Genomic DNA, 23,675 nt, shown 5'->3' with positions numbered 1-23,675 from the left:
TCAGCAAGCCAAACGTTTTAAAATTGCCACCAATGTTTTTTTTGTTACTGGAAGCTCCTGTTCTTTAGGAGCTTCCAATAGTAATTATATTTTTACTTAACGATCCTGATGACCTTGTTATCTGACCTAGCATTCACGGTCGGGTCGTACATGCTTTCGATGCTGGTTATCCCGGAATTGAATTCACCTACGTTATTAGCCTTGACCTCGTACTCGAAAGTCCTTTTCCCTTTTTGCAGGGAATTGAAGAAGTAGTTGGTCGATGCATCCTTCAGGGTGAAATAGTAGTTGTTTCTCCAGCTGTAGCCCGAAGGTACGAATACAGGTTCCACGCCTGCAGGTCGGCTGTCCTTCAGGTGCACATATTCCAGGTCCTGGTCGTTGATGACGGTGATGATCACCTTGATCTTTTCGCCCAGTTTTGCCTGATTGCTCTCCACCCATTTACCGTTCCGCTCTACCATGTACTGTTTGCTGACCTTGATGTCGTTGGTCGATGCCTTCACTTCGGATACTGGCAGGAAGTACTGATGGAAAACTCCACCGAATACCGTGCGGTCGTTGTGGTTCTCGATCTGTACGGACCTGTTGCGGTCAAGATCCTGCTTATTGAAGGTCTTGGATACCTGTCCCAGTACCACCGAGTCCATCTTGGCGTTCTGACCGTCGACCAGTACGGTTACGGCGTTATCCAAGTTGAAGTCCTTTGGATTGTTGGCCAGCAACAGGCTGTAGATGGCATCCACGGTCATCCAAGTGTTGCGCCAGTAGTTGGCTTCCTTGCGGAAGAAGATCCATTGGCTGATCGGATTGAGCTTGCTCGGGTCATGGAGCTTGTAGGCCTCCAGCATATAACTATGCAGGCTGATGTCGTTGTACTGCTTTCCGTTGCTCTCCCAATACATGCCCCTGTCGGGATCCAGGATGACCTCCTGTTGGATCCTATTGCGGATCTCGTTGGATTCCTTGGAATCACCGAACAATTGGTTGACGATCCATGCCTTGGCTGCATAGCCGGCAGGTCCCTTGGCGGTGATGATTGGTGCCTTGGCGATCTTGGTCCGAAGGACCTTGCTGTTCTTCTCAGGGACCTTGACTTCCGAGTTCCAGAAGTGGCGAGCGTATAGGTAGTCTAGGGCGATATTGGCGGATGCCTTTTCCCTAGTTATGCTGCTGTCCTGGTCCAGATAGGTGGCCAAGCGTCTCATGCTACCGTTCATCTGCGGGTTCACTAGGATGTGGTCTAGGTAGAATACCTTGCCCACGACCTCCAGTATCCTCATGGAGATATGGGTATCGGACTTTCCGCCTTCGAACCAAGGGAAGGATCCGTTATCAAGCTGTCCGCGGAGCAGCTTCTGCTCAATACCCTTGAGTTCGGATTCGATATGGGAATTGAAGAGTTCAGCCAACGCCTCCAAGCGCTTGCTGTCATGCTGTATGTCGCGTAGCCAAGGCATTTCCTGCAGCTTCAGCTCGTTGAGCTGAGTATTCTCCTCCAGTCTGCTCTTGGTATCCTTTACCTTGATGGTCCTGAAATAATCGGAAATGGCAGGGTAGTGCTTGCCTATGTATTGAACCATCTTGAGACCGAACCATTTACTGCTGGACTGTTCGGTACATTCGTAAGGGTAGTTCTTGAGGTAGTCGAGGGCAGAGATGATCTCCAGGATCGGGTTGCTCTGTACCTGTACCTTGGCCTGTAGATTGTCCTTGCCGGCAGAAGCGATGCTGAAGTCCTGTTTTTGGCCGGCTTTCAGGGCGATCTTCTCGGTCTGGGAAACCAGCACCTTGTTGGACAGTACCGGCAGTTCCACGATCTCACCATCGGAATGTTCCCCGCTTGCAGCGACGATCTTGACCTGCACGCTTGGGTATCCCTCAGGTACTTTGAGCTTCCAGGATACCGTTTGGTTGTTGTCCTTTTCTACGCTGAAGTCGGTCGTGATGTCCCCCAACACGAACTGTTCGCTGATATCAGCATTGTCGACCGGGTTGATGATCTCGATCTTGGCCTTACCCTGCTGTGGCTTGCCGCTGAGGTTCTGTACCTGAGCGATGATCTCGATCTGGTCGGATTCACGGAAGTACCTTGGCAGGTTAGGACGTACCATCAGCTGCTTCTGGGTCTGGGTATAGAACTGTTCGGAACCCACCTCGAGGTTCTTGCCATGGGCAAAGAGCAAGAGCTTCCACTTGGTTAGGGCCTCGGGACTGTCGAACTCGAAACTGATGTTGCCATCTTTGTCGGTGTACAGGTTCGGGTAGAAGAAGGCCGTTTCCTGAAGGTTCTTGCGTGCTTGGACCTGAGAGAGGTCTACTCCTTGTTTCTTATTCTTTAATTCTTCAACTTGTGCCCTAAGATTAGGGTCTTTTAGTTCATCATATAATTGTACAGTTTCTTCCGTTACTTCATGTACATCGGCTGCTGCTTCAAGATTGACAGCAGATGTTGTGTTTTTAGCCATTCTTTGCATACCTTTCACTGCAACGGCGGAACCAGCTCTATTTAGAAGGGGACCATCATAATAGTTATGCAGGTTATTGACACCGCGATTTAACCAATAATTATCCCAAAGACCATAATTGTTGACTAAAGGTAATTCATTGCCTACTGCATTGATAATTTGTTCATTGAAGCCAAAAGGACTTGAGGCTGATGAAGCGTAGAATAAATTGGTAAAATTATATCGCCTGTAATAGGATGGGCTATATCTGTCAAAAAAGGTAGGGAAATAATTAGCTCCAAAAACGTCTAATGACATGTCATACATGGTAGCCAATACCTCTGAAGGAATAACCTTGTCCTTTTGCAAGATGCTAAAGCTCCATTTCTCTTTTGTTCCTGGCGTAATTTTATCTCTAAAACTGCTGATTTTAATCTTTAAATCTTGATCATCAGTTCGCTTAGGAGCGCTGATGAATTTATTTTCAATCTGGTTGTCTACAATTAATATAGCGTCCAATTGATAACCTCGTGCAAACTTTTCCTTATCAAATTTGAATTCATGGGTTGCTCGACCATTCTTTACAGGAATGGTAAAAGTCTCTTGTTTACCAAAGGAGTTACTTGGGAAAAGAATTATTTCCTTTGCATTAGGGACATCTGTGTAGAAATTTAATTTGACCTGTTCATCCAGACCATAATTTGGTTTATCAAAACTGTAGGTGAGGAAGTCATGATCGCTGCTCTTTTTGGTAACAGGGTCGAAAATGCTCACATCAGCTTGCCTTCTTATGGTATCCTTTCCTTGGATTGAAATGACTTCAACGTAATACTTTCCTTTTGGAAACAAGTTGGAGTCTATTTTCACAAGACTTGTATCCCTTGTGTCAAAGGAATAGGTTTTTACCAATTCTGATGGTTTCTTGATGATTAAAGACTCATCAAATGAGGTTGGGAATAGTTTTTTGTACTCTGCATTACTGAAAATATGGTAATCCACATCTTTAAATATATTGTCATATCGATCCGGTAAAGCAATATTAGGCTCAGGATACTTATAGATTTTTATCTCACCGGTCAAGGGCAAGGGTTGGTTGTTTTTATTTACGGTACTGATGAATAGTTTATTCCATTTACCTGCTTCTTCTATTCTTGGACCTTGAATATTGATGACCCAAGGCTTATCCGAATAGGTGTAAAAAACAGATGCTTGCTGCATCTCACCGGTCTGATTTACGACTTCAGCAGTTACACTGATGTTGAAATCTTCCAATTTATTTAATGCGGTATCTTCTAATGGAATCCTGATGGTAAATTTTCCTTGCTCATCAGCGATAATTGAGCTATCCGCTAAGGTGAAACTGGTATAATTACGACCATAGGAGTTTATTTGTACTTTGTAATTCACTGATGAACCTACTAGGGGCACACCGGAATAGGACTCCACTTTTCCAACAAATTCGGCTATATCAGAGCGTTTATAGGTTTCCTTATTGGTTTCAAATTTAACGCTAAAGGTAGGACGCTTATACTCTTCCACACTTAGGTAGTGATAGCCAATTTGGGTTCCTTTATCCATAATCAGGATATTGAATCCGCCCGCCAAGGTATTGGCAGGGATTTGAAGTTCTCCGTTTACAGAACCAAATGCATTACTGGTCAAAGACAAGGAGTCTACCTTCTGACCGTTGGCATCTTGAAGGATAACATCTAGTTTTTTACCTTCAATCACTTTTCCACTTAATGAGCTGCTGTTATAAACGATCCCTTTGAAGTATAGCTTTTGACCGGGTCTATAAATCCTTCTGTCGGTTAAGATCTTGGTATTGAACCTTTCTCTAGCCTCCTCTTTCTCGATCTGCGAAAAGCTATAATTTAAAGGGGCAGCCAAATCGATGATCTGCTTTTCCTCGGCAAGGTAAAGCATCGCCCCAGATTGATAGCGATAATATGAATCCTTATTGATATCTACTGAAAACTCTCCGTTCTGATTAGTTTTCATTTTATGAACCAGTTTTGGTGCTTTTCCTTTGTTTACATCATAGATCTCCAGGGATTTACCTGCGTAAGGCAAACCAGTCTTTCGATTAATCAGCAAACCTTTGAAAAGATATGCTGTATTCTTCCCTTTCTCCAGTTCTGTGTAGTTAAATAAATCTGAAACAATAAAGCTTGATGAGGATACGGTATTGAATAGACCATCAGCTTTGAATTCAGGATTGTTTGAAATAAGGGCTACATAATTGCCAAAAGGAAGAGAATTTATCTTGTAAATGGTTGAATGTCTTTTATAATCATCAAATGATTTTATTGGGATTTCCTCTGCATACACCTCTTCAGCATTTACCCCTACTTTTTTCGTTATGCTATCTAATTTTACTTCAAATTTCTTATAGTTTGTTGGGGTATTGGTCACATTGAAAACCTTCAAGTAGAGCTTTTCCGCATTTTTAAAGGATAGCTGGACAGGACTGTTGACATTGGAAGGATTAATCTGAGGATTATAAAACTGAATTTCAACACTTTTTAATTGTTGATCCATGAGCTCAACATCATTGATCCAAGGGGATGTTGGGTACTCTTGTTTTGCTTTGGTTAGGAATTCGACTGCCTTTTTTGTTTCATTGTTGCTGTTCAAGGTTTCTGCAATGATGGCATAGATGAATGCGTTATAAGCACTCTTGTTTTGGGCAATTACGTTTTTCAAAGCATCAACATAGCCATCTTTTTTTTGATAGCTAGGGGAAATATTGTTCACCAATAAATAGGAGGTCGCATCAGCGTATCCTGCTTTTTTATTGATACTGAGCAAATCTTCTGATATATTTTTGATTTTTGCTGCATTCTTTTCCCTATCCCTTCGCAAAAAAGCGAGGTATGGATTAATATTGAAATGGTATAGCGTAGGACTGAGGCTTAGATTTTTGCAGGTTGCAAAGAGCGATTTCCAGTTTTCAATAGGTTGCTTCAAGAGAAGATCTTTGTTCTCCAAGGATTTATTGAACAGGGAGTCCAAGATTTTATACTTGGTTTCCTCATCAGCTGCTAAAAATTTATTCTTGCTTTCGCTGTAGTAATCGATATTGCTTCCTAAAAACTGGGCATAAAAACTATAGAGTAGGCTTCTTTGAACCCCCTCTGTTTGGTTGATGTTGGTTTGGAAATGTTTGTCTACTTTATCGAAAAGATCTTCTTGCGTGGTATTGACTTGAAGCAATTGGCTCTCTGCAATAATCGCTCGAAGCTCCATTGGGCCATTTTTAGATTTTTTGGCGTAAGTTTTTATTTCATTCAGAAGAGGAGCTGTCTGTTCATAATTCCCAATGGAAATTAGTCTGTCTACCTCTTTCCATTTTTCTTCTATCATGGTTGTCGTTTTAGATTCTTGACTGAATAGCAGGATGGGTGTAAGGGCGAATAATAGGATGAATAATTGTTTCATATAACATAAACCTTAAAGTTCATAACCTTGTTTTTGCGATGGATGCAGAAAAGGAAGTTATTCCATAAAGCTAGAAAAAAAATAATGGAGAAAAGCTGATATTTTATAATTGAAAGAAATCTCTATTGGGGAATTTATATTTAGAATTATTGCTTTTTTATTAAGCCTTCAACGATTTCTAATAGGAATGGAATGCCAGGGTTTCTGTTCTTTTTACTCCAGATAAGGGAGAGTGTGGTGCGCTGTGGCAGGTGGTTTAATTCTAAGAAATCAACATGGGTATGGTAACCTTTTTTCAAGGAAGTAGGTACAATGGCCACGCCCAAGCCTTGGCTGACTAGATTGAAGATACTTAAAGCATTGACTGTGCGGAGCGCAACGTGTGGATCAAAATCGTGGTCCTCGAAAATACTCATCACCAGTTCATAATAGGAGTTGCTGTATTCCTTGGAAAAGAGGATAAAGGATTCTTCTTTAAAATCATGGAGATTTACTTTTCCCTTTGGCCTAGGCATTGAATTCTTAGGAACCACCAAGGAGAAATGTTCCGTTAAGATGGGAATGGATTTTAAGCCAATCGGCGTGTCCTTGACCCGTACAAATCCGAAATCCAATTCTTGTTTATTGATCATGTCAATCTGAATCTCATTGGCGAGTTCATTTAGCGTGATATCGATCAGTGGTTGCTTCTGTTTCAGCTCCACCAGCAATTGGGGCAACATGGCTTGGACGGCAGAACCGATAAAACCGAGCTTCAATGAGGTAATCTTGCCTTCAGAGATCTTTTGGATATGGTCTTTGACATTATCCAATTGGTTGAAAATCAAATCCACCTCTTTTTTAAGGTAAATCCCTGTTTCGGTCAATTCCACATTGCGCTTGTCGCGAATAAAGAGCCTTGTGCCATAATACTCCTCCAGTTGCTTGATCTGTCTGGAAAGTCCCGGCTGAGCGATGAAAAGCCTCTCAGCTGCCCTTCTGAAGTGTAATTCCTCGGCTACGACCTTGAAATATAAGAGATGTCTAAGTTCTATTTGATAATTCATGGTTATCAGTTGTTGCTAAAATTGATATTGCCAATTATCAAATATAGCAGGTAAATTTGGGTTACACAGGGAAATATTATGAAAACTTTTAAATACGGAGAAGATTATTTGAATAGTTCAATAGCTATGGCTATTGCGAATTCAGCATGCCAAGGGGTATTGACTGATGAAACCATCAGTAAAATAAACCAAAGTGCACAATATGTGCAGGAGATTGTGGATGCTGGTAAGGTGGTGTATGGAATTAATACGGGCTTTGGACCATTGTGTACTACTTTGATCAGTCCTCAGGATACTAAAAAATTACAGGAAAATATATTGAAAAGCCATGCCGTTGGAGTAGGCGAGCCTATTGATAAGGAATTGAGCAAGCTCATGCTCATCCTAAAAGTGCACGCCTTATCAAAAGGTTTTTCGGGAGTCCAATTGACTACAGTAGAACGTATTATCTGGCATATTCAGAATGATGTGATTCCAGTTGTTCCTAAACAAGGTTCTGTGGGTGCATCTGGAGATTTGGCCCCTTTATCACACTTGTTTTTGCCTTTGATTGGATTAGGGAAAGTTTGGAAAGATGGTAAATCGGTGGATGCAGCATCTGTTCTTCAGGAATTTGGAATGGAACCTATCCAATTGGGCGCCAAAGAAGGTTTAGCATTAATCAATGGTACTCAATTTATGGCTGCTCATGGCGTGAAAGCTGTGGTGGAAATGAATAGATTGATGAACAATGCCGATCTTATTGCTACCTTGATGATCGAAGGCTTGAATGGTTCCATTAAGCCATTCTTTGCAGAATTGCATCAATTGAGACCTTATAAAGGGAATACTTTTGTCGCCTCGACTATATTCAATTTGTTGAAAGAATCTGAGATTCTGGAATCCCATAAAAATTGTTCCCGTGTTCAGGATCCTTATTCCTTGCGTTGTATACCACAAGTGCACGGGGCTTCTAGGAATGCTTGGTTGCACTTTAAGGAAATCATTGAGACTGAAATCAATTCGGTAACCGATAATCCTATCATCATCAATAGCGAACTAACCATCAGTGGTGGTTCATTCCATGGTCAGCCGATTGCTTTGCCTTTAGACTATGCTACGCTTGCAGTATCTGAATTGGGAAATATTTCTGACCGTAGGGTTTACTTATCCCTTGAAGGTGAAACTAATGGTGTCCCTAAATTGTTGATGAAGGCAACAGGTTTAAACTCTGGATTTATGATCCTTCAATACAGTACCGCTGCCATCGCCAGTGAAAACAAAGGGCTTTGTTTCCCGGCTAGTGCGGATAGTATCCCAACTTCTCTAGGACAAGAGGACCATGTGAGCATGGGTTCTATCTCAGGTAGGAAGCTCCTGCAGGTGTTGGATAACGTGGATAAGATATTAAGTATTGAAATGCTTTGTGCAGCTCAAGCGAAGGATTTCCACAATCCGAAACAGTCGACTGCAGTGATCGAGGCTATCCATCAACATATCAGGACAAGGATTCCACATATTGAGGAGGATCAACCTATGCAGGATATCTTGGACAATGCTTTGGCCATCATTAAATCAGGGGAGTTGATCGAGGTAGCAAAAAAGGCTGCCAAAGAAAATAATATCCCATATTTTGGTGATGCTGTTGAATATTTTGAAAACTATTGATCATGAAAGAGAACGGAAAATTAATAGGACCATTCAAACAAGTGCTGACTATGCAGCATTTGCCTCTAAAGGGTGCTTTAAAAGACGAACAGCTGGAAATCATAGAACAAGCGGGTATTTATGTCGTTGATGGTAAAATAAGCATTGTAGGCGATTTTAATGGCCTGAAAGAGGCTTTGCCAAAGGATATTGAAATCGTTGAACTCAAAGGCGATTTTGTTGCTCTTCCTGGATATATAGATTGCCATACCCATATTGCCTTCGGTGGAAACCGAGCTAATGACTTTGCCATGCGTAATGCCGGAAGCTCCTACCTAGAAATAGCAGAAGCTGGTGGCGGTATCTGGAGCACCGTAAAACATACTCGTGCTTGTAGCCAAGAAGAATTAAAAGCTTTGACCCTGAAACGTGCTGATGCCCTGTTGAGACAAGGTATAACGACTGTGGAGGTAAAGAGCGGCTATGGTCTTCAAGTTGAAGAAGAATTGAAAACCCTTCGCGCCATCAAAGAAGCAAACCAATCCTCTTATGTAGATCTGGTTTCGACCTGCCTTGCTGCGCACATGCATCCAAAGGATCATGAAGGCAATGCCGAGGACTATCTTTTTGAGATGGGGGAGAAACTCTTTCCTATCCTTAAATCAGAGAAATTAACTAATCGGATTGATGCCTTTGTTGAGAAGAGTGCCTTCTCGGCAGAACAGATTCTTCCTTATTACCAAAAAGCCAAAGAAATGGGCTTTGATCTTACGGTTCATGCCGATCAGTTCAGTACCTCTGGCTCTAAACTGGCAGTTGAACTAGCAGCAGTATCTGCTGACCACCTAGAAGCATCCACCGAAAATGAAATCAGTTTGCTGGCTGGTTCAGATGTGATTCCGGTGGCATTGCCCGCGGCTTCATTAGGTATAGGCTGTGCCTTTACCCCAGCGCGGAAGCTATTGGATGCTGGCGCTAGCTTGGCCATTGCAACGGATTGGAACCCTGGTTCTGCCCCAATGGGTAAATTGATCGAAAGCGCAAGTATCTTGGCAACGATGGAAAAGCTTAGCAATGCTGAGGTATTGGCAGGGATAACCTACAGGGCTGCTAAGGCCTTGAATTTGGACGATAGGGGACGATTGATGGAAGGAAAACTGGCTGATTTCGTTGTATACGATACGGATAATTATCAAAACATCACCTACCTGCAAGGCGGATTACAGCCAAAGGCCGTGTGGAAAAATGGAATAGAAGTATTTGTTAGAAATGATTAATAACATGATAGAAAAAGATTTTAAGGAAGCAATCTTGCAGGGTATTCCTTCAGAATTACCTGCAAAAGCTATTCTAGATAATAAAGTAAGCCATGCCCCAAAACGCAAGGCGATATTAAGTCCGGAAGAAGAAAAGTTAGCCATTCGAAATGCATTGCGCTATTTTCCAAAAGAATGGCATTCTGAACTGGCTTCTGAGTTTTTGGAAGAACTGAGAACTTACGGACGTATCTACATGTATCGGTTTAGACCTCAATACGAAATGTTTGCAAGGCCTATTTCAGCCTATCCAGCAAATAGTCAGCAAGCTGCAGCTATCATGTTGATGATCCAAAACAATTTGGATCCTGCAGTCGCGCAGCATCCACACGAACTGATCACTTACGGTGGCAATGGTGCTGTATTTCAAAACTGGGCGCAATACCTATTGACCATGAAATACTTGTCGCAGATGACCGAGCAGCAAACCCTGCACATGTACTCAGGTCATCCTATGGGACTTTTCCCATCATCTGAAAATGCACCAAGGGTAGTCGTGACAAATGGAATGATGATTCCGAATTATTCAAAGCCTGATGACTGGGAAAGATTCAATGCCTTGGGGGTAACCCAATACGGACAGATGACCGCCGGCTCCTATATGTACATTGGTCCACAGGGAATAGTTCATGGGACCACCATCACTGTGATGAATGCTTTCAGAAAACACCTTCCTGAAGGTGAATCAATACAAGGCAAAGTTTTCGTGACATCTGGCTTGGGTGGAATGAGTGGTGCACAACCTAAGGCAGGTAATATTGCTGGTTGTATCACCGTATGTGCGGAAGTTAATCCCGCCGCAGCAAGGAAAAGACATGCGCAAGGTTGGGTAGACCTTTTGCTGGAAGATATGGAAGGTCTTATCCTGGCGGTAAAAGCAGCTATGGCTAAGAAAGAAGTGATTTCAATAGCTTATATCGGTAATATCGTTGATGTTTGGGAACAATTTGATAAGCAGAATATACCAATTACAGTGGGCTCCGATCAGACCTCATTACATAATCCTTGGTCTGGAGGATATTATCCTGTGGATCTAAGTTTTGAAGAGTCAAACGACCTCATCGCCAATAATCCAGAGCAATTTAAGAAAGAGGTACAAAGAACTTTAGTTCGCCATGCAGATGCTATCAATAGACATGTGGCAAAAGGAACCTATTTCTTTGATTATGGGAATGCATTCCTTTTGGAAGCCAGTCGTGCTGGTGCGGATGTAATGGCTAGCAATGGAATCGATTTTAAATATCCTTCCTATGTGCAGGACATCCTTGGGCCTATGTGCTTTGATTATGGATTTGGTCCTTTTCGATGGGTTTGTACATCAGGAAAGGCAGAGGATCTTCGATTAACAGACCAATTAGCCTTGGAAGTGATGAAAGAACTTCAAAAAAATGCTTCCTCCGAGATATTCCAACAGATGGAAGATAATATCAAATGGATTTCCGAAGCGGAGAACAATAAATTGGTGGTGGGTTCGCAAGCTCGTATCCTCTATGCAGATGCATTGGGTAGGATGAAGATTGCAGAAGCTTTCAATCAGGCTGTTGCAGATGGTCGATTGTCGGCGCCAGTCATTTTAGGCCGTGACCACCACGATGTGAGTGGTACCGACTCACCTTATCGCGAAACCAGCAATATTTACGATGGCAGTAAATTTACAGCCGATATGGCTATCCATAACGTTATCGGAGATAGTTTCCGTGGCGCTACTTGGGTGTCGATCCACAATGGTGGTGGAGTAGGCTGGGGAGAAGTAATCAATGGTGGTTTCGGAATGGTCTTAGATGGTTCGGAAGCTAGTGATCTTAAATTAAAGCAAATGCTATTCTTTGATGTCAATAATGGTATTGCCAGAAGAGCATGGGCTAGAAATAAGGAAGCCATCAGCGCTATTGAAACTGAATTGGAAAGGACATCTACGCTTAAAGTTACCAAAGCAGAATTAGTAGATGACCAATTAATAGATAACCTATTTGAATAAACCTGCTATGGAAGCACTAGGTAATGTTTTTTACAAGCCTTCTGAAAAACAGATATGGACTGGCCGAATCGATGGCGAAACTCCTGAATTTCTTCGATGGCATCAATTGATTTCCTGTATTGATCTTGACACTGATCTTCCTTTTCTTGAAAAGCAGATTGTGTTCTTGGGATTCTGTTGTGATGAAGGCGTCAAGAGAAATCAAGGACGAATAGGAGCGAAGGATGCACCGGCGGCTTTACGCAAGGTACTCGCAGGACTCCCAAACCATTTGCAAGCTGAAGTTAAATTAGCCGATGCTGGCGATGTAATCTGCATTGCTGAAGATATGGAAGCTGCACAAAATGAACTCGCCAAAAGAGTAGCCCAGATCCTTGATCATGGCGGTTTCCCCATTGTCTTAGGAGGTGGTCATGAAGTGAACTATGGTCATTTTAATGGACTGAAAGCCCATAGTAAATCTAAAAAGCTCGGGGTGATCAATTTGGATGCACACTTTGATATACGGAATTTAGCGAATAATCAAGGGAATTCAGGAACTGGATTCTATCAGATTTTTCAAGATGCTGCAAAAGAAGGCTTCGAACCTAGTTACCTAGCCATAGGTATCCAAGATATCAGCAATACCCAAGCCTTGTTCAACTATGCAAAAGAAAAAGGCGTACAGGTCATCAAACGAGAAGAAATCTTTCCAGGAAATATCGATAAGGTCATTGCACAGATACAATCCTTTGCCGAACATACGGACGCTATCTACCTTACAGTGGATATGGATGTTTTTGCTGCATCCTATGCGCCTGGAGTGAGTGCGCCAGCGTTCAATGGAATTGTTCCTGACCATGGCTTTCAGCAAATATTCCAAAGCATAATGAATCTCCCAAATCTCAAATGCATAGACTTCGCCGAAATTAATCCCCTTTATGATATTGACAATAGGACGACAAAGTTGGCTGCTGATCTCATTTTTCGCCTAGTGAATAATAAGCGATAATATGTAACTTTAAAGAAACATAAAAACAGGAGACACATGTCAAATATTGATTTCATCAGAGAAGAAACAGCAGCCAACATCGGAAACTTTATGGTAGGCAGGTTATTGCCTTTCCGTCAGAAACGTTCCATTGGCCCTTTTGTGTTTATTGATCATATGGGCCCTGCTTGTTTAGCAGACCATGAGAATTTGGATGTTGGACCCCATCCTCATATAGGTTTATCTACCTTGACCTATCTGTTTGATGGTTCGATCTTTCATCGTGACAGTCTAGGTACTGCCATGGAAATCAAACCCGGTGCAGTAAACTGGATGACAGCAGGGAAGGGAGTAGTCCATTCCGAAAGAACACCCGAATACCTTCGCCAAAAGGATAAATATCTCCATGGCTTGCAGATCTGGGTCGCACTACCAAAAGATCTAGAGTTTATGGAACCTGAATTCCACCATACTGAAGCCAATGAAATACCCACTTGGAAAGATGGCGATGTTGCCTACAAACTGATCGCTGGTGAAGCCTTCGGTAAGAAATCGCCAGTCCCTGTTTACAGCAAACTTTACATGATTGAAGTTAAAGCCGAGAAAGATGCCTTAATTGATATCAGAGGAGAGTTGTACGGCGAAAGCGGTCTGTATATCCTAGAAGGAGAAGTCGATAGCAATGGCTTTAACTACGGTCCAAAGCAGATCTTGATCACCTTAGACGCACATCTATGTACCTTTGAAATGAAAGCCGGAACTACCGTCTATATATTCGGAGGAGAACCCTTCCCAGAAGAACGTTTTATCTCTTGGAACTTCGTAGCCAGCGATAAAAGTACAATCGATGAAGCCAAAGAAAAATGGATCAACCATGAATTCCCCAAAGTACCAGGCGATGACGGCTATGTGCCGCTTCCAGTAAGATAGTATTAAGTATTTAGTAGTTAGTATTTAGTAGTTAGACACCGATTGAAAGAATAGCAAAGGCTATATTATCTTTAATAAAAAGGAAGTTGAAAATTTAAAATTCCTTATACCACTTGCAGAAAAGTCTAAATACTAAATACTAGATACTAATATCTAATTATTATTTACTCACCAAAGTATTCTCATCTGCTCCCCATTCACTCCAGGAGCCATCAAAAATAGTTACATAGTCATTTCCAAGTTCATAGGCAGCCAATGCAATGATGGCTGCAGAAACCCCCGAACCGCAGGTAAATATATTTTGCTTTGCGCTATCGATCTTACCTTCAAACAAACGTTCCAGTTCTTCCTTGTCCTGATATTGAATTCCATCCAGTACCAGATCAAAGGGCAGGTTCTTTGATCCTGGGATATGTCCTGATCGCAGACCCGGTCTTGGTTCAGGAGCAGTGCCATGGAACCGTCCAGAAGATCTAGCATCGGTAATGCTGATATCGTCATCTCCAAGGCGCTCCACCAATTCCTCCTTCGTGATAAACCATTCATAATTGGGCTTTGCCTTGAAGTTGCCTAAGCTGGCAGCTTCAGCGAACTGCTTATCGATGGGCAAACCTGCAGCTTTCCAAGCCGGCAGACCACCATTAAGCACATAAACCTTGTCCAATCCCATATACCTGAACATCCACCATGCCCTTGGGCTGGAATAGACCCCCCAACGATCATAGATGATCAAGGTAGAATCTTGGTTGATGCCCAATTTTTGTGCTTCCTTGCTGAATTGCTGAGCCGAAAGCATCGTATGCGGATAGGGGCTATGGTGATCCGAAAAAGAACCTTCTATATCCAAAAACAAACTGTTTGGCAACAGTTCCAAATTCGTGTTGTCTATTTTCTGGTTGACCTTATCGATAGTGGCATCCAAAACTAAGGCATGCTCCTCATTGATCAATTTGAGGGCCTCGTCGGTACTGATTAGCGCTGCTGTTCTCATGGGTATATAGATATGAGATTTTAGATATGAGTATTGAGATATTAAACTTCTCATGTTAAAGATATGCAAAATGTAATAAGACTTTGAACATCTATATCTAATCTTTTACAATCACTCATCTCATTACCTAAATCCCTTATTCTACATTCAAAAAATAATATTCTTCCAATTTCTCACATCTCATATCTCCCATCTCAAGTCTAAAAAACAATAAAGCCCCGATTTTGCAATCGGGGCTTCGAAGTATTTAGAGAAATCTAAAATTATTTAGATTTTTTCTCGTTGTCTTCCATTTGCTCTTTCAATTGAGCTAATACGTCAAGATCACCTAGAGTTGATTTCTCAACTGAATCTTTAACTTTTTTCACTGCTGCGTTAGCAGTTTTAGCTTCTTTTTTACGAGCGTTGAACTCTTCGATACGAGCTTCAGCTTTAGCATCTTCCCAAATACGAGAGTGAGAAATCACTAGACGTTTGTTTTCTTTGTTGAATTCGATGATTTTGAACTCAGCAACTTCGTCTACTTTCAATGCTGATCCGTCTTCTTTTACAGAGTGTTTGTTAGGGCAGAATCCTTCAACACCGTATTGTAAAGCAACGATATCACCTTTGTCACCAACTTTGATTACAGTACCTTCGTGAACTGAACCTTCAGTGAAGATCGTTTCGAAAGTATCCCAAGGGTTTTCCTCTAATTGTTTGTGACCTAATGAAAGCTTGCGGTTTTCTTCGTCTAATTCTAATACCACAACGTCTAATCTTTCACCAACTTTAGTGAATTCGTTAGGGTGGTTAACTTTCTTAGACCATGAAAGGTCAGAAATGTGAATTAAACCATCGATTCCGTCTTCTAACTCAACGAATACACCGAAGTTAGTCATGTTCTTAACAACTGCTGATTGTTTTGAACCAACTGGATAACGTTCAGTGATGTTTTGCCAAGGATCTGGAGTCAATTGTTTGATACCTAAGCTCATTTTGCGCTCTTCACGGTCTAAAGTCAAGATTTCAGCTTCGATTTCGTCACCTACTTTCAAGAACTCTTGTGGAGAACGTAAGTTTTGAGACCAAGACATTTCAGAAACGTGGATTAATCCTTCTACTCCTGGGATGATTTCTAAGAATGCACCGTAGTCAGCTACAGTAACGATCTTACCTTTTACTTTAGAACCGATTTCTAAGTTCTTGTCTAAAGATTCCCAAGGGTGCTCTGAAAGTTGTTTCAAACCTAATGCGATACGTTTTTTCTCGTCATCAAAGTCAAGAACTACCACGTTGATCGTTTGGTCTAATGCCAATACCTCTTTTGGATGCTCGATACGGCCCCAAGAGATGTCAGTAATGTGAAGTAATCCGTCAACACCACCCAAGTCGATGAACACACCGAAGTCAGTGATATTTTTAACAGTACCTTCCAATACTTGTCCTTTTTCCAATTTCGCAACGATCTCTGATTTTTGGTTTTCCAAATCGTCTTCGATCAATACTTTGTGGGAAACAACAACGTTTTTGAATTCATGGTTGATCTTAACAACTTTGAATTCCATAGTTTTACCTACGTAAACATCATAGTCACGGATAGGTTTGATATCAATTTGAGATCCTGGTAAGAAAGCCTCAACACCTTTGATGTCTACAATTAAACCACCTTTAGTACGTGATTTAACAAAACCATCGATAACTTTGTCGTTCTCCAAAGCCTCGTTGATCTCTTCCCAAGATTTTTGTGTTTTAGCACGTTTGCGTGATAATACTAATTGACCATTTGCATCCTCTTGCGATTCAACAAATACATCAACCGTATCACCGATTTTTAAGTCAGGTAAGTCACGGAACTCAGATAATGCTACTAGACCGTCTGATTTGAAACCGATGTTTAAAACAACATCTTTGTTATTGATCGATACCACGATACCTTCAATAATCTCACCTTGATTGATTTGGTTGAATGTGCCAGCGTACTGCTCTTCTAGTTTAGTACGTTCTGCATCACTGTAGTTACCAAAAGCTTTTTCATCAAGATCCCAGTCGAAGTCTCCTGATGGAGTACTCCAAGTGTTTGATTTAATCTCATCGATTAAATTTGAATCTGCCTCAGACTCAATCTTTTCAGTGTCCTTCACAACTTTTGTGTCAGCACCTTGTAGCTCTGCGTTTTTCGCCGCTAACTCTTTTTCTGCTTCTTGTTTTTTTGCCATTAATTAATAATCTCCTTTTCCCTACAATGTAGGGATTGCAAAGATACGAAAAACTTTTATTTACAAGAGTTTAGATGTAAAAAAGTTTAAAAAGATTTAAATGTTTAGGATTCTTGACGTAACTCGTCGCTGTCCTCAAAGATAGGATAGATCGTTTTTACAATCACTTCTGTCAGTTTCCGCTCGTTAAATGGCTTGATCAAAATCCCGTCAAATAAAACCTGACGCTCTTTTTCTAGCTTCTTAACTTGTTCATTATCAGAAGATGTGGCTATTATTTTAACCGAATTGTAAGCAGGGTTAGCCCTCACGGTCGCCAATAATTCGTCGCCCGTCATGATCGGCATGTTGATGTCGGTAACAACAACGTCAATCGGAAACCTGCTCAATATCTCCAAAGCCTCTTTTCCGTTCGTCGCCGTCTTGACATGGGTATGTAACGAGAAAAACTGCTTCAAATACAGCAAATTCAGGGCGTTATCATCCACGATCAACCAACTTAAATCCTTTGAAAAATCACTGATCTTCTGGATATTCATCGAGGTCTTCCGACGGAATTTCGGCTTAGGAATCGGGATTTCTACCTTAAAGGTCGTGCCTTGGCCAGCATTGGTTTTAAAGTTGATCTTACCCTTCAAGGTACTGACGATATTCTTGGTTATATATAGACCCAATCCAACACCGCCCTCAACCTTATTCGATTTATTGACCGTATAATATTTCTTGAATATGTTCTTCTTCAATGCATCTGGAATTCCTTGCCCCTGGTCCGATACCTTAAAGATAAGGTTGCTTTGATCGTCAACGATCGCACTTGCCACCACCTTTCCGGCATTCGAATATTTGATCGCATTGCTCACTAGGTTGCTCATGATCTGACGCACCTTAAATTCATCCGAGAAAATCACCGTCGGTTGATCCTTGTCAACTTCATAGGCCAATTCTATCCCTTTCATCTCAGCATGGTTGCGGTGCGTTTCCACAACATCAATCAATAGGTCAACAAAGTCAAAGTGGATTGCTTCAATATTGTTCTGTTGGTCTATTTTGCTCAAGTTCAGGATATCATTGATGGTTTTTGATGTCGCTGTAATATTAGTATAAGCTGATTCCAATAGATGGATATCATTGGCTTGGTAAAGGTCCTTACGGCTCTTCAATAAGTCCACGATCCCAATCAAGGAATTGATAGGCGTTCGGATCTCATGGGTAATCTCTGCGAGGATATCCGTTTTTTGCTCGGCTAATTTCGAAGCATATACACGCTCATCCAATAATTTTCGCTCATAATAGTTCGTAAAGAATTGGTAGTATACCAAGATACAGATCACGATGAAAACAAAGGTCAGGGAAATTATGATCTGCCATTTAAAGGTATCTGTTCTCGCGATCAAGATGCTCAGTTCATGGTCTGTTTTATCTCTTTGGATCTGGATACGCTCTTCATGAATGATACGGATCAGTTGGTTGGCACTGTGAAGCAGGGTAAAGTTATCCGCCAGTAATGATCTTTCATTTTTACGGATATCGGTCAGGGTCTGCTTCAGTTCTTTTAACCTGTTCTCCGCTTGTGTATTTCCTTGCCTGATGATGTTTTTCAGGTTTGCATTTTGCTCTGTTACTTGTTGGGTATGGGTAGGAACACCGGTTTCAACCGTAATGGTATCATCCCCCTTTTGGAAGATCCGCTTGAGCAAGGATTTCTTTTTGACTACGACCTTCTTTGGTTCATTCGGAACGATGGCTGCGGGTTCCTTTGCTTTCGGAAGCGTGATGTTTGTTTCATTGTTCGCTTGGATGTTAAAGGTCTTCAAAGTTTCAGAGGCCACTAAAATAGAGTCCAATTTAGAATTCAATTGGGTGTATTTAGGCAAGAGGTCTTCCAATTTGCGCCCTTTATAATTCTTGTCGCTGAAGGTTTGGGATTCTGCATTCCTCACTTTGATCAAGGAATCGACCGCTGATTTTAAAGTGATCAGTTTGGAGCGATACGAATTGTAATCTTGGATATTATAGGTAATGGAGAACACCCTAAAATGATCCTCTGCCTCACTGAATATGGTCAATAATTCTGAGAAATTATTCTGGTCACTGTTTACCGAAGTATAAATGTTCTGGATTTTGTTCTGAATACTCTTATACTGGATATAGGAAAAAATAAAAAAAATAACAAAAGTGATGAACAATAAAATTATTGAACTCAACAGGATATTCCTTACGTTCTGGTTCCGCTTATTCCGCTTTTGTAAATCCTTGTCTTCCATCGGTAAATATCTCGGTATAATTGGTGATTTGCGCTAACAAATTCCACAATACGATTACAATAATAATAAATTTATAATAAATTAAATTTAGTTTGGTTTAAACGAGTTGTATACCCTCGGTTTAACAATTTTAATACTCTGTTTTGAGAGCGCGATACTAGCATTTAATTCGAAGCCAATTATCAGGATAAGGGCGTTGATATACATCCAGATCATCACCACGATCAATGTGCCGATGGAACCGTATAATTTGTTGTAGGCGCCAAAATTATTGATATAAAAGGTGAAAAATGAAAAGGACAACATGGCCAATAAAGTTGCCAAAGTTGCACCCGGTGTAAATAGCTTCCATTTTTTTGTGGAGCTTGGCCCAAACTTATAGATAAGGCTCACTGTAAAAAAATAGATACCAAACAAAATGATCCATTGGGCTAGCTTGATCGCAAATGCCCAAAACCATTTCAGATCGTAATCAATATGTGTCTTCAAGTAATTTATCAAGTAGTTTGACCCCGCATAAAGTGCGATTCCCACGGCCAATGCCAAAACGATGGCAAGGGAAAGGGCTAGAGCCACCACTCTTCTTTGAAACCAGGTTCTCGACTCTTTGGATAAAGACGCTTTATTGAAGCTCATCATCAAGGTGGTCATACCATTGGTCGCAAAGAATGTACAGAGCACAAAACCGGCCGAAAGCAAACCTCCGTTCTGTCGCTTGATGATATCCTCCAAGGTCGTCTCCAAGATTTCAAAAGCGCTGTTGGGCAGGGCCAACTGGATCAATTCCATCAATTGTTCCTGGAAATTGTCAACAGGTATATAGGGGATCAGCGTAAATAGGAAAATGATTCCAGGAAATACAGCCAACATAAAATTGTAGGCTAGGGAAGAGGCTTTGTTGATAATGGACTCACGGGCGATCTCCTGAAAGAAAAATACCATGACCGTATAGAGTGGTAATTTGCCAAACCCCGGTAAGGTCGCAGATTTGGTCCACTCGATAAATCTGTCATAAGGTTTGACGTACAGAAGATGCTGGTGAATTTTTTTCATTATTCTCCAAAAAATGGAGCCATCTTATCTATGAAAATCTGAGGAGGTTTGCAGGGTCTGTTTCTTTCCATGTCCACAAATACCAGTTGGGTAGAGCCTGTATTCAGCAGCTCTCCAGATTCATTAAACAGCTCATATTCAAATTTAATCCTTATTCCTGGTTTTTCTCTAATATAAATATTTATGGTTACTAAATCATCATATTTCGCCGCCTTATTAAATTTACAGCTCAATTCGATCACAGGCAACATTACACCCATTTCCTCTAGCTGCTTATAGGAAATCCCCGTGCTCCTTAACATTTCAGTACGGGCAACTTCGTAATAAGTCGCATAGTTCCCATAATAGACATAACCCATATTGTCTGTCTCCGCGTAACGAACCCTGATATGATGCTGGTAATGAAACATATTATTTCTTGATATTTCTTGCGTCAAGTGCTTTTTGGAATTTACGCGCATTGATCAAGTGCTCAGCAACCGTTTCTGCATATAAATGGTACCCTGAAAAATCATCCTTAGCACACATATAGATGTATGGATGCTGATCATAATTCAATACCGCATCAATAGAAGCAATGCTTGGCATCATGATCGGTCCCGGAGGCAATCCCTTAAATCGGTAAGTATTATATGGATTGTCAATGGTCAAATGTCTGTTCAGCACCCTACGGATCGTGAAGTCGTTATTGGCAAAGATCACCGTTGGATCTGCTTGCAAAAGCATCCCTTTCTTCAATCTGTTGATATATAGACCGGCAATTTTTGGCATTTCATCCACGTGCAAGGCTTCTCCCTTCACGATGGATGCCAAGGTGCTCACCTCTTGGATCGTCATTCCTAATGAGTCTGCCTTGGCTCTGCGTTCTGCATTCCAAAATTTCTCATATTCCTTTGAAAAACGATCAATGATTTCTTCAGGCTTGGTATTCCAATAGATTTCATACGTATTTGGAACGAACATGCTGAAGAAATTCTCCTTGTTGAAGCCATATTTCTCAGCCAATTTCTCATCATTCAAAAGGTTGATGAAAGTCAGTGAATCTGCTTCAAAGTCCTTGCCCAATAAACCTGCAAAATCCTGTCTCAAGCGTACATTTTGGAACCTGAATTTCACAGCGTCCTGATAACCGCCACGTAAGTTCCCTATCAATCGGCGATTGCTCATGTCCTGAGATAGTTTATAGCGTCCCGCTTTAATGCCGCTGCTCTCCAAATCCATGGCCTTTGCTACATAATTGAAATAGGTTGGGTTTTTGACAATACCTTCCGACTCAATCCTCGAGATGACACTCGCATAGGGCTCATCGGTTTTTACATAGAAGTATTCCTCATCCGTGGAAATACTTGGAGCCATAAAGGCTTGGTATCCTATCCATGCACCTACCAGAACTATCAATAAGATAATGATAAGTACAATCCCTAATCCTTTTCTTTTTTTTCTGTTCTCAGCCATGTTATGGGTTTAGTGGAGTAGTCGTTGTTGGAGCTGGTTCTGCCGGTTTTCCTAAAGTAACATGGATGGCATTACCAATTGAAATAATCTTAGCACTGGTGTCTGGGTTTTGTTTGACTACCACAGAACCTAGGGTATCATTGGAGTTGCCATCGAAGGAAACCGAACCTAAGGTCAATCCTTTTCCAGCCAAAGCAAATTTTGCTTCTGTCAAGTTCAATCCAATCAAAACTGGGATTTCAACCTCATCATCTCCTCGGCCATTTCCTAAAATCAAGCTGATTTTAGAGCCTTTCGGAACCATACGTCCCGGACGGATCGGTTGACCGGCAAATTTTACGTCCAATACCACATCTCTGGCGATATCATTTCTATAAACGGTATCAGCAATCTTTAAAGAATGGTTCTTCAAAATGGCAGATGCCTCGATAAAAGTCTTATCAATTACTTCTGGGAATGCAATTTCAGGTGCAGATTGGGTAATGATGGTCAAATAAATCGTACGACCACCTTTCACATGGCTCTTAGGGTCCGGATCTTGGTCGATTACCAAGCCTGGTTTTGCATCCATTTGGTAGATCGAATCGATCTCAACCTCTAACCCGGCCTTGTCCAATACGTTCAAAGCTTCACTGATGTTCAAGCCTTTCAATAGAGGAACTTCTTGAGAATCACCGTGCTTAGTGTAGATCTTTAATCCGAAATAAACTAAAATAAAAAGAATGACAATGAAAATGAGCCCTGCAATTAAGTTTTTCCTAAAAGCACTCGTTCTCAAGTATAAAAAGAACTTCGACATCTATTAATGAGTTTTTTTTGATTATCCTATTAACAATATTAATTCCAATTTTACAATTTCACGCAAATACTGCTAATATAAAGGCAAAAATATTCGTTTTTCCTCGTATCTCAAATTATATTTGCTTCTCGATTATTACATATGAAAACTAAAGTAGCATTAATTACGGGTGGTTACACTGGAGAGGCTGAAATTTCTTATAAAAGTTCGGCATTTGTTTACTCCAAAATTGATAAGGAAAAATACGATGTGTATCTAATTGATATTACATTGGAAAGTTGGGCTTATACAGATGAAAACGGCCAAAAACACGAAATTGACCGTCAAGATTTCTCCTTGAACATCAATAATGAAAAGCTGCGTTTTGATGTTGCCTTTATCATTTTACATGGTACGCCAGGTGAAGATGGCAGGTTGCAAGGCTATTTGGATATGATCGGATTGTCTTATACTTCTTGTGGCGCTTTGACGTCATCCTTGACCATGAACAAGGGCTATACCAAGGCTATTATCCAGGACATTCCGGAATTGAACGTCGCAAAATCAGTTCTTTTATTTGATATCGACAGACCCAAAGCATTTGATCTGGTCAAAGAAAAATTAACGTTACCCTTATTTGTAAAACCAAATGCAGGTGGTAGCAGCATCGGTATGAACAAGGTAAATACCTGGGAAGAACTTCCTAAAGCCTTAGATGAAGCTTACGATGCAGAAGGGACCGGTATGCAAGTGTTGGTAGAAGAGTTTGTGAAAGGAAGGGAATTCTCCCAAGGGATCTTCAGGGATTCCAAAGGCGAGCTTCAAGTACTTCCTGCCACAGAAGTAATCACAACGAGGGAATTCTTTGACTTTGAAGCAAAATATACACCTGGACTGACTCAGGAGATTACTCCAGCCGATCTGAACCAAGAACAGAAAGACAGGGCGGATGCCATTATACGTGAGGTTTATGTCCGCTTAAATTGCAAAGGCATGGTCCGTGTGGATTTCTTTATCCAAAATAATACGGATAAATTCTACTTCATTGAGATCAATACCATTCCAGGACAAACGGCACAAAGCTTTATTCCACAACAAGTCCGTGCAGCTGGACGTACTGAAACAGCGTTCTATTCGGAATTGATTGAAGCCGCTAAAAACGATATTTAAAATATACTTAAC

General features: G+C 41.2%; 15 protein-coding genes. 6 read left to right on the top strand and 9 right to left on the bottom strand.

The annotated features are described in order from the left end of the window. Nucleotides 1-92: 92 nt before the first annotated feature. Both ACK2WI_RS11405 and ACK2WI_RS11400 read right to left on the bottom strand, forming a co-directional pair. On the bottom strand, nucleotides 93-5,888 hold the full coding sequence (locus tag ACK2WI_RS11405; RefSeq protein WP_409150884.1) for an alpha-2-macroglobulin family protein: 5,796 nt from the start codon (nucleotides 5,886-5,888) through the stop codon (nucleotides 93-95). 146 nt (nucleotides 5,889-6,034) lie between these two features. Further along, nucleotides 6,035-6,934: a LysR family transcriptional regulator gene (locus tag ACK2WI_RS11400; protein ID WP_093098351.1), complete on the bottom strand. Its 900-nt coding sequence runs from the start codon at nucleotides 6,932-6,934 to the stop codon at nucleotides 6,035-6,037. Nucleotides 6,935-7,012: 78 nt separating this feature from the next. Between ACK2WI_RS11400 and hutH the strand changes: the two genes are divergently transcribed. Genes hutH through ACK2WI_RS11375 form a run of 5 tightly spaced genes read left to right on the top strand, consistent with a single transcriptional unit; the run spans nucleotide 7,013 to nucleotide 13,754 of the window. Then, nucleotides 7,013-8,581, top strand: coding sequence for a histidine ammonia-lyase (hutH, locus tag ACK2WI_RS11395; RefSeq protein ID WP_409150882.1), 1,569 nt, complete (start codon nucleotides 7,013-7,015; stop codon nucleotides 8,579-8,581). A gap of 2 nt (nucleotides 8,582-8,583) precedes the next feature. After that, nucleotides 8,584-9,837 (top strand): imidazolonepropionase, encoded by a 1,254-nt coding sequence (gene hutI, locus ACK2WI_RS11390; RefSeq protein ID WP_409150880.1) that lies wholly within the window; start codon nucleotides 8,584-8,586, stop codon nucleotides 9,835-9,837. 4 nt (nucleotides 9,838-9,841) lie between these two features. Further along, nucleotides 9,842-11,854, top strand: coding sequence for a urocanate hydratase (locus tag ACK2WI_RS11385; RefSeq protein WP_409150878.1), 2,013 nt, complete (start codon nucleotides 9,842-9,844; stop codon nucleotides 11,852-11,854). A gap of 7 nt (nucleotides 11,855-11,861) precedes the next feature. Continuing rightward, complete coding sequence (gene hutG, locus ACK2WI_RS11380; RefSeq protein WP_409150876.1) at nucleotides 11,862-12,845, top strand: formimidoylglutamase; 984 nt, start codon at nucleotides 11,862-11,864, stop codon at nucleotides 12,843-12,845. 36 nt (nucleotides 12,846-12,881) lie between these two features. Further along, a complete protein-coding gene (locus ACK2WI_RS11375) occupies nucleotides 12,882-13,754 on the top strand; it encodes a pirin family protein (RefSeq protein ID WP_093098345.1) in 873 nt (290 codons plus the stop codon). A gap of 160 nt (nucleotides 13,755-13,914) precedes the next feature. Here ACK2WI_RS11375 and ACK2WI_RS11370 read toward each other — a convergent pair whose 3' ends face one another. From ACK2WI_RS11370 to ACK2WI_RS11340, 7 genes are all read right to left on the bottom strand, one after another. After that, nucleotides 13,915-14,745, bottom strand: coding sequence for a sulfurtransferase (locus tag ACK2WI_RS11370; RefSeq protein WP_409150874.1), 831 nt, complete (start codon nucleotides 14,743-14,745; stop codon nucleotides 13,915-13,917). A 263-nt stretch (nucleotides 14,746-15,008) separates the two neighbouring features. Beyond that, nucleotides 15,009-16,943 carry a 30S ribosomal protein S1 gene (gene rpsA / locus ACK2WI_RS11365; protein WP_093098342.1) on the bottom strand — a complete coding sequence of 645 codons (1,935 nt, stop codon included), beginning with the start codon at nucleotides 16,941-16,943 and terminating at the stop codon, nucleotides 15,009-15,011. A 104-nt stretch (nucleotides 16,944-17,047) separates the two neighbouring features. Beyond that, entirely contained in the window at nucleotides 17,048-19,207 is a 2,160-nt protein-coding gene (locus tag ACK2WI_RS11360; RefSeq protein ID WP_312696533.1) for an ATP-binding protein, read from the bottom strand. An 87-nt stretch (nucleotides 19,208-19,294) separates the two neighbouring features. After that, nucleotides 19,295-20,260 (bottom strand): YihY/virulence factor BrkB family protein, encoded by a 966-nt coding sequence (locus ACK2WI_RS11355; protein WP_093098339.1) that lies wholly within the window; start codon nucleotides 20,258-20,260, stop codon nucleotides 19,295-19,297. After that, the gene (locus ACK2WI_RS11350; protein ID WP_409150872.1) at nucleotides 20,260-20,670 is read right to left on the bottom strand and encodes an acyl-CoA thioesterase; all 411 of its coding nucleotides are present in this window, start codon (nucleotides 20,668-20,670) and stop codon (nucleotides 20,260-20,262) included. The genes ACK2WI_RS11355 and ACK2WI_RS11350 overlap by 1 nt, the downstream gene beginning before the upstream one ends. Nucleotide 20,671: 1 nt before the next feature. Continuing rightward, entirely contained in the window at nucleotides 20,672-21,715 is a 1,044-nt protein-coding gene (gene mltG, locus ACK2WI_RS11345; RefSeq protein WP_409150870.1) for an endolytic transglycosylase MltG, read from the bottom strand. Nucleotide 21,716: 1 nt separating this feature from the next. Beyond that, nucleotides 21,717-22,514, bottom strand: a complete 798-nt coding sequence (locus tag ACK2WI_RS11340; protein WP_093098336.1) for a PASTA domain-containing protein — start codon at nucleotides 22,512-22,514, stop codon at nucleotides 21,717-21,719. 141 nt (nucleotides 22,515-22,655) lie between these two features. On the opposite strand from ACK2WI_RS11340, the gene ACK2WI_RS11335 reads away from it, so the two are divergent. Continuing rightward, nucleotides 22,656-23,663: a D-alanine--D-alanine ligase gene (locus ACK2WI_RS11335; RefSeq protein ID WP_409150867.1), complete on the top strand. Its 1,008-nt coding sequence runs from the start codon at nucleotides 22,656-22,658 to the stop codon at nucleotides 23,661-23,663. Nucleotides 23,664-23,675: the final 12 nt, after the last annotated feature.

It is taken from the genome of Sphingobacterium sp. BS-2 (assembly GCF_046161205.1).
In the GTDB taxonomy this organism is placed as follows: Bacteria; Bacteroidota; Bacteroidia; order Sphingobacteriales; family Sphingobacteriaceae; genus Sphingobacterium; species Sphingobacterium mizutaii.
Note: the sequence above shows the minus strand (reverse complement) of the source record. Positions and strands in the feature narration are given on the sequence as shown.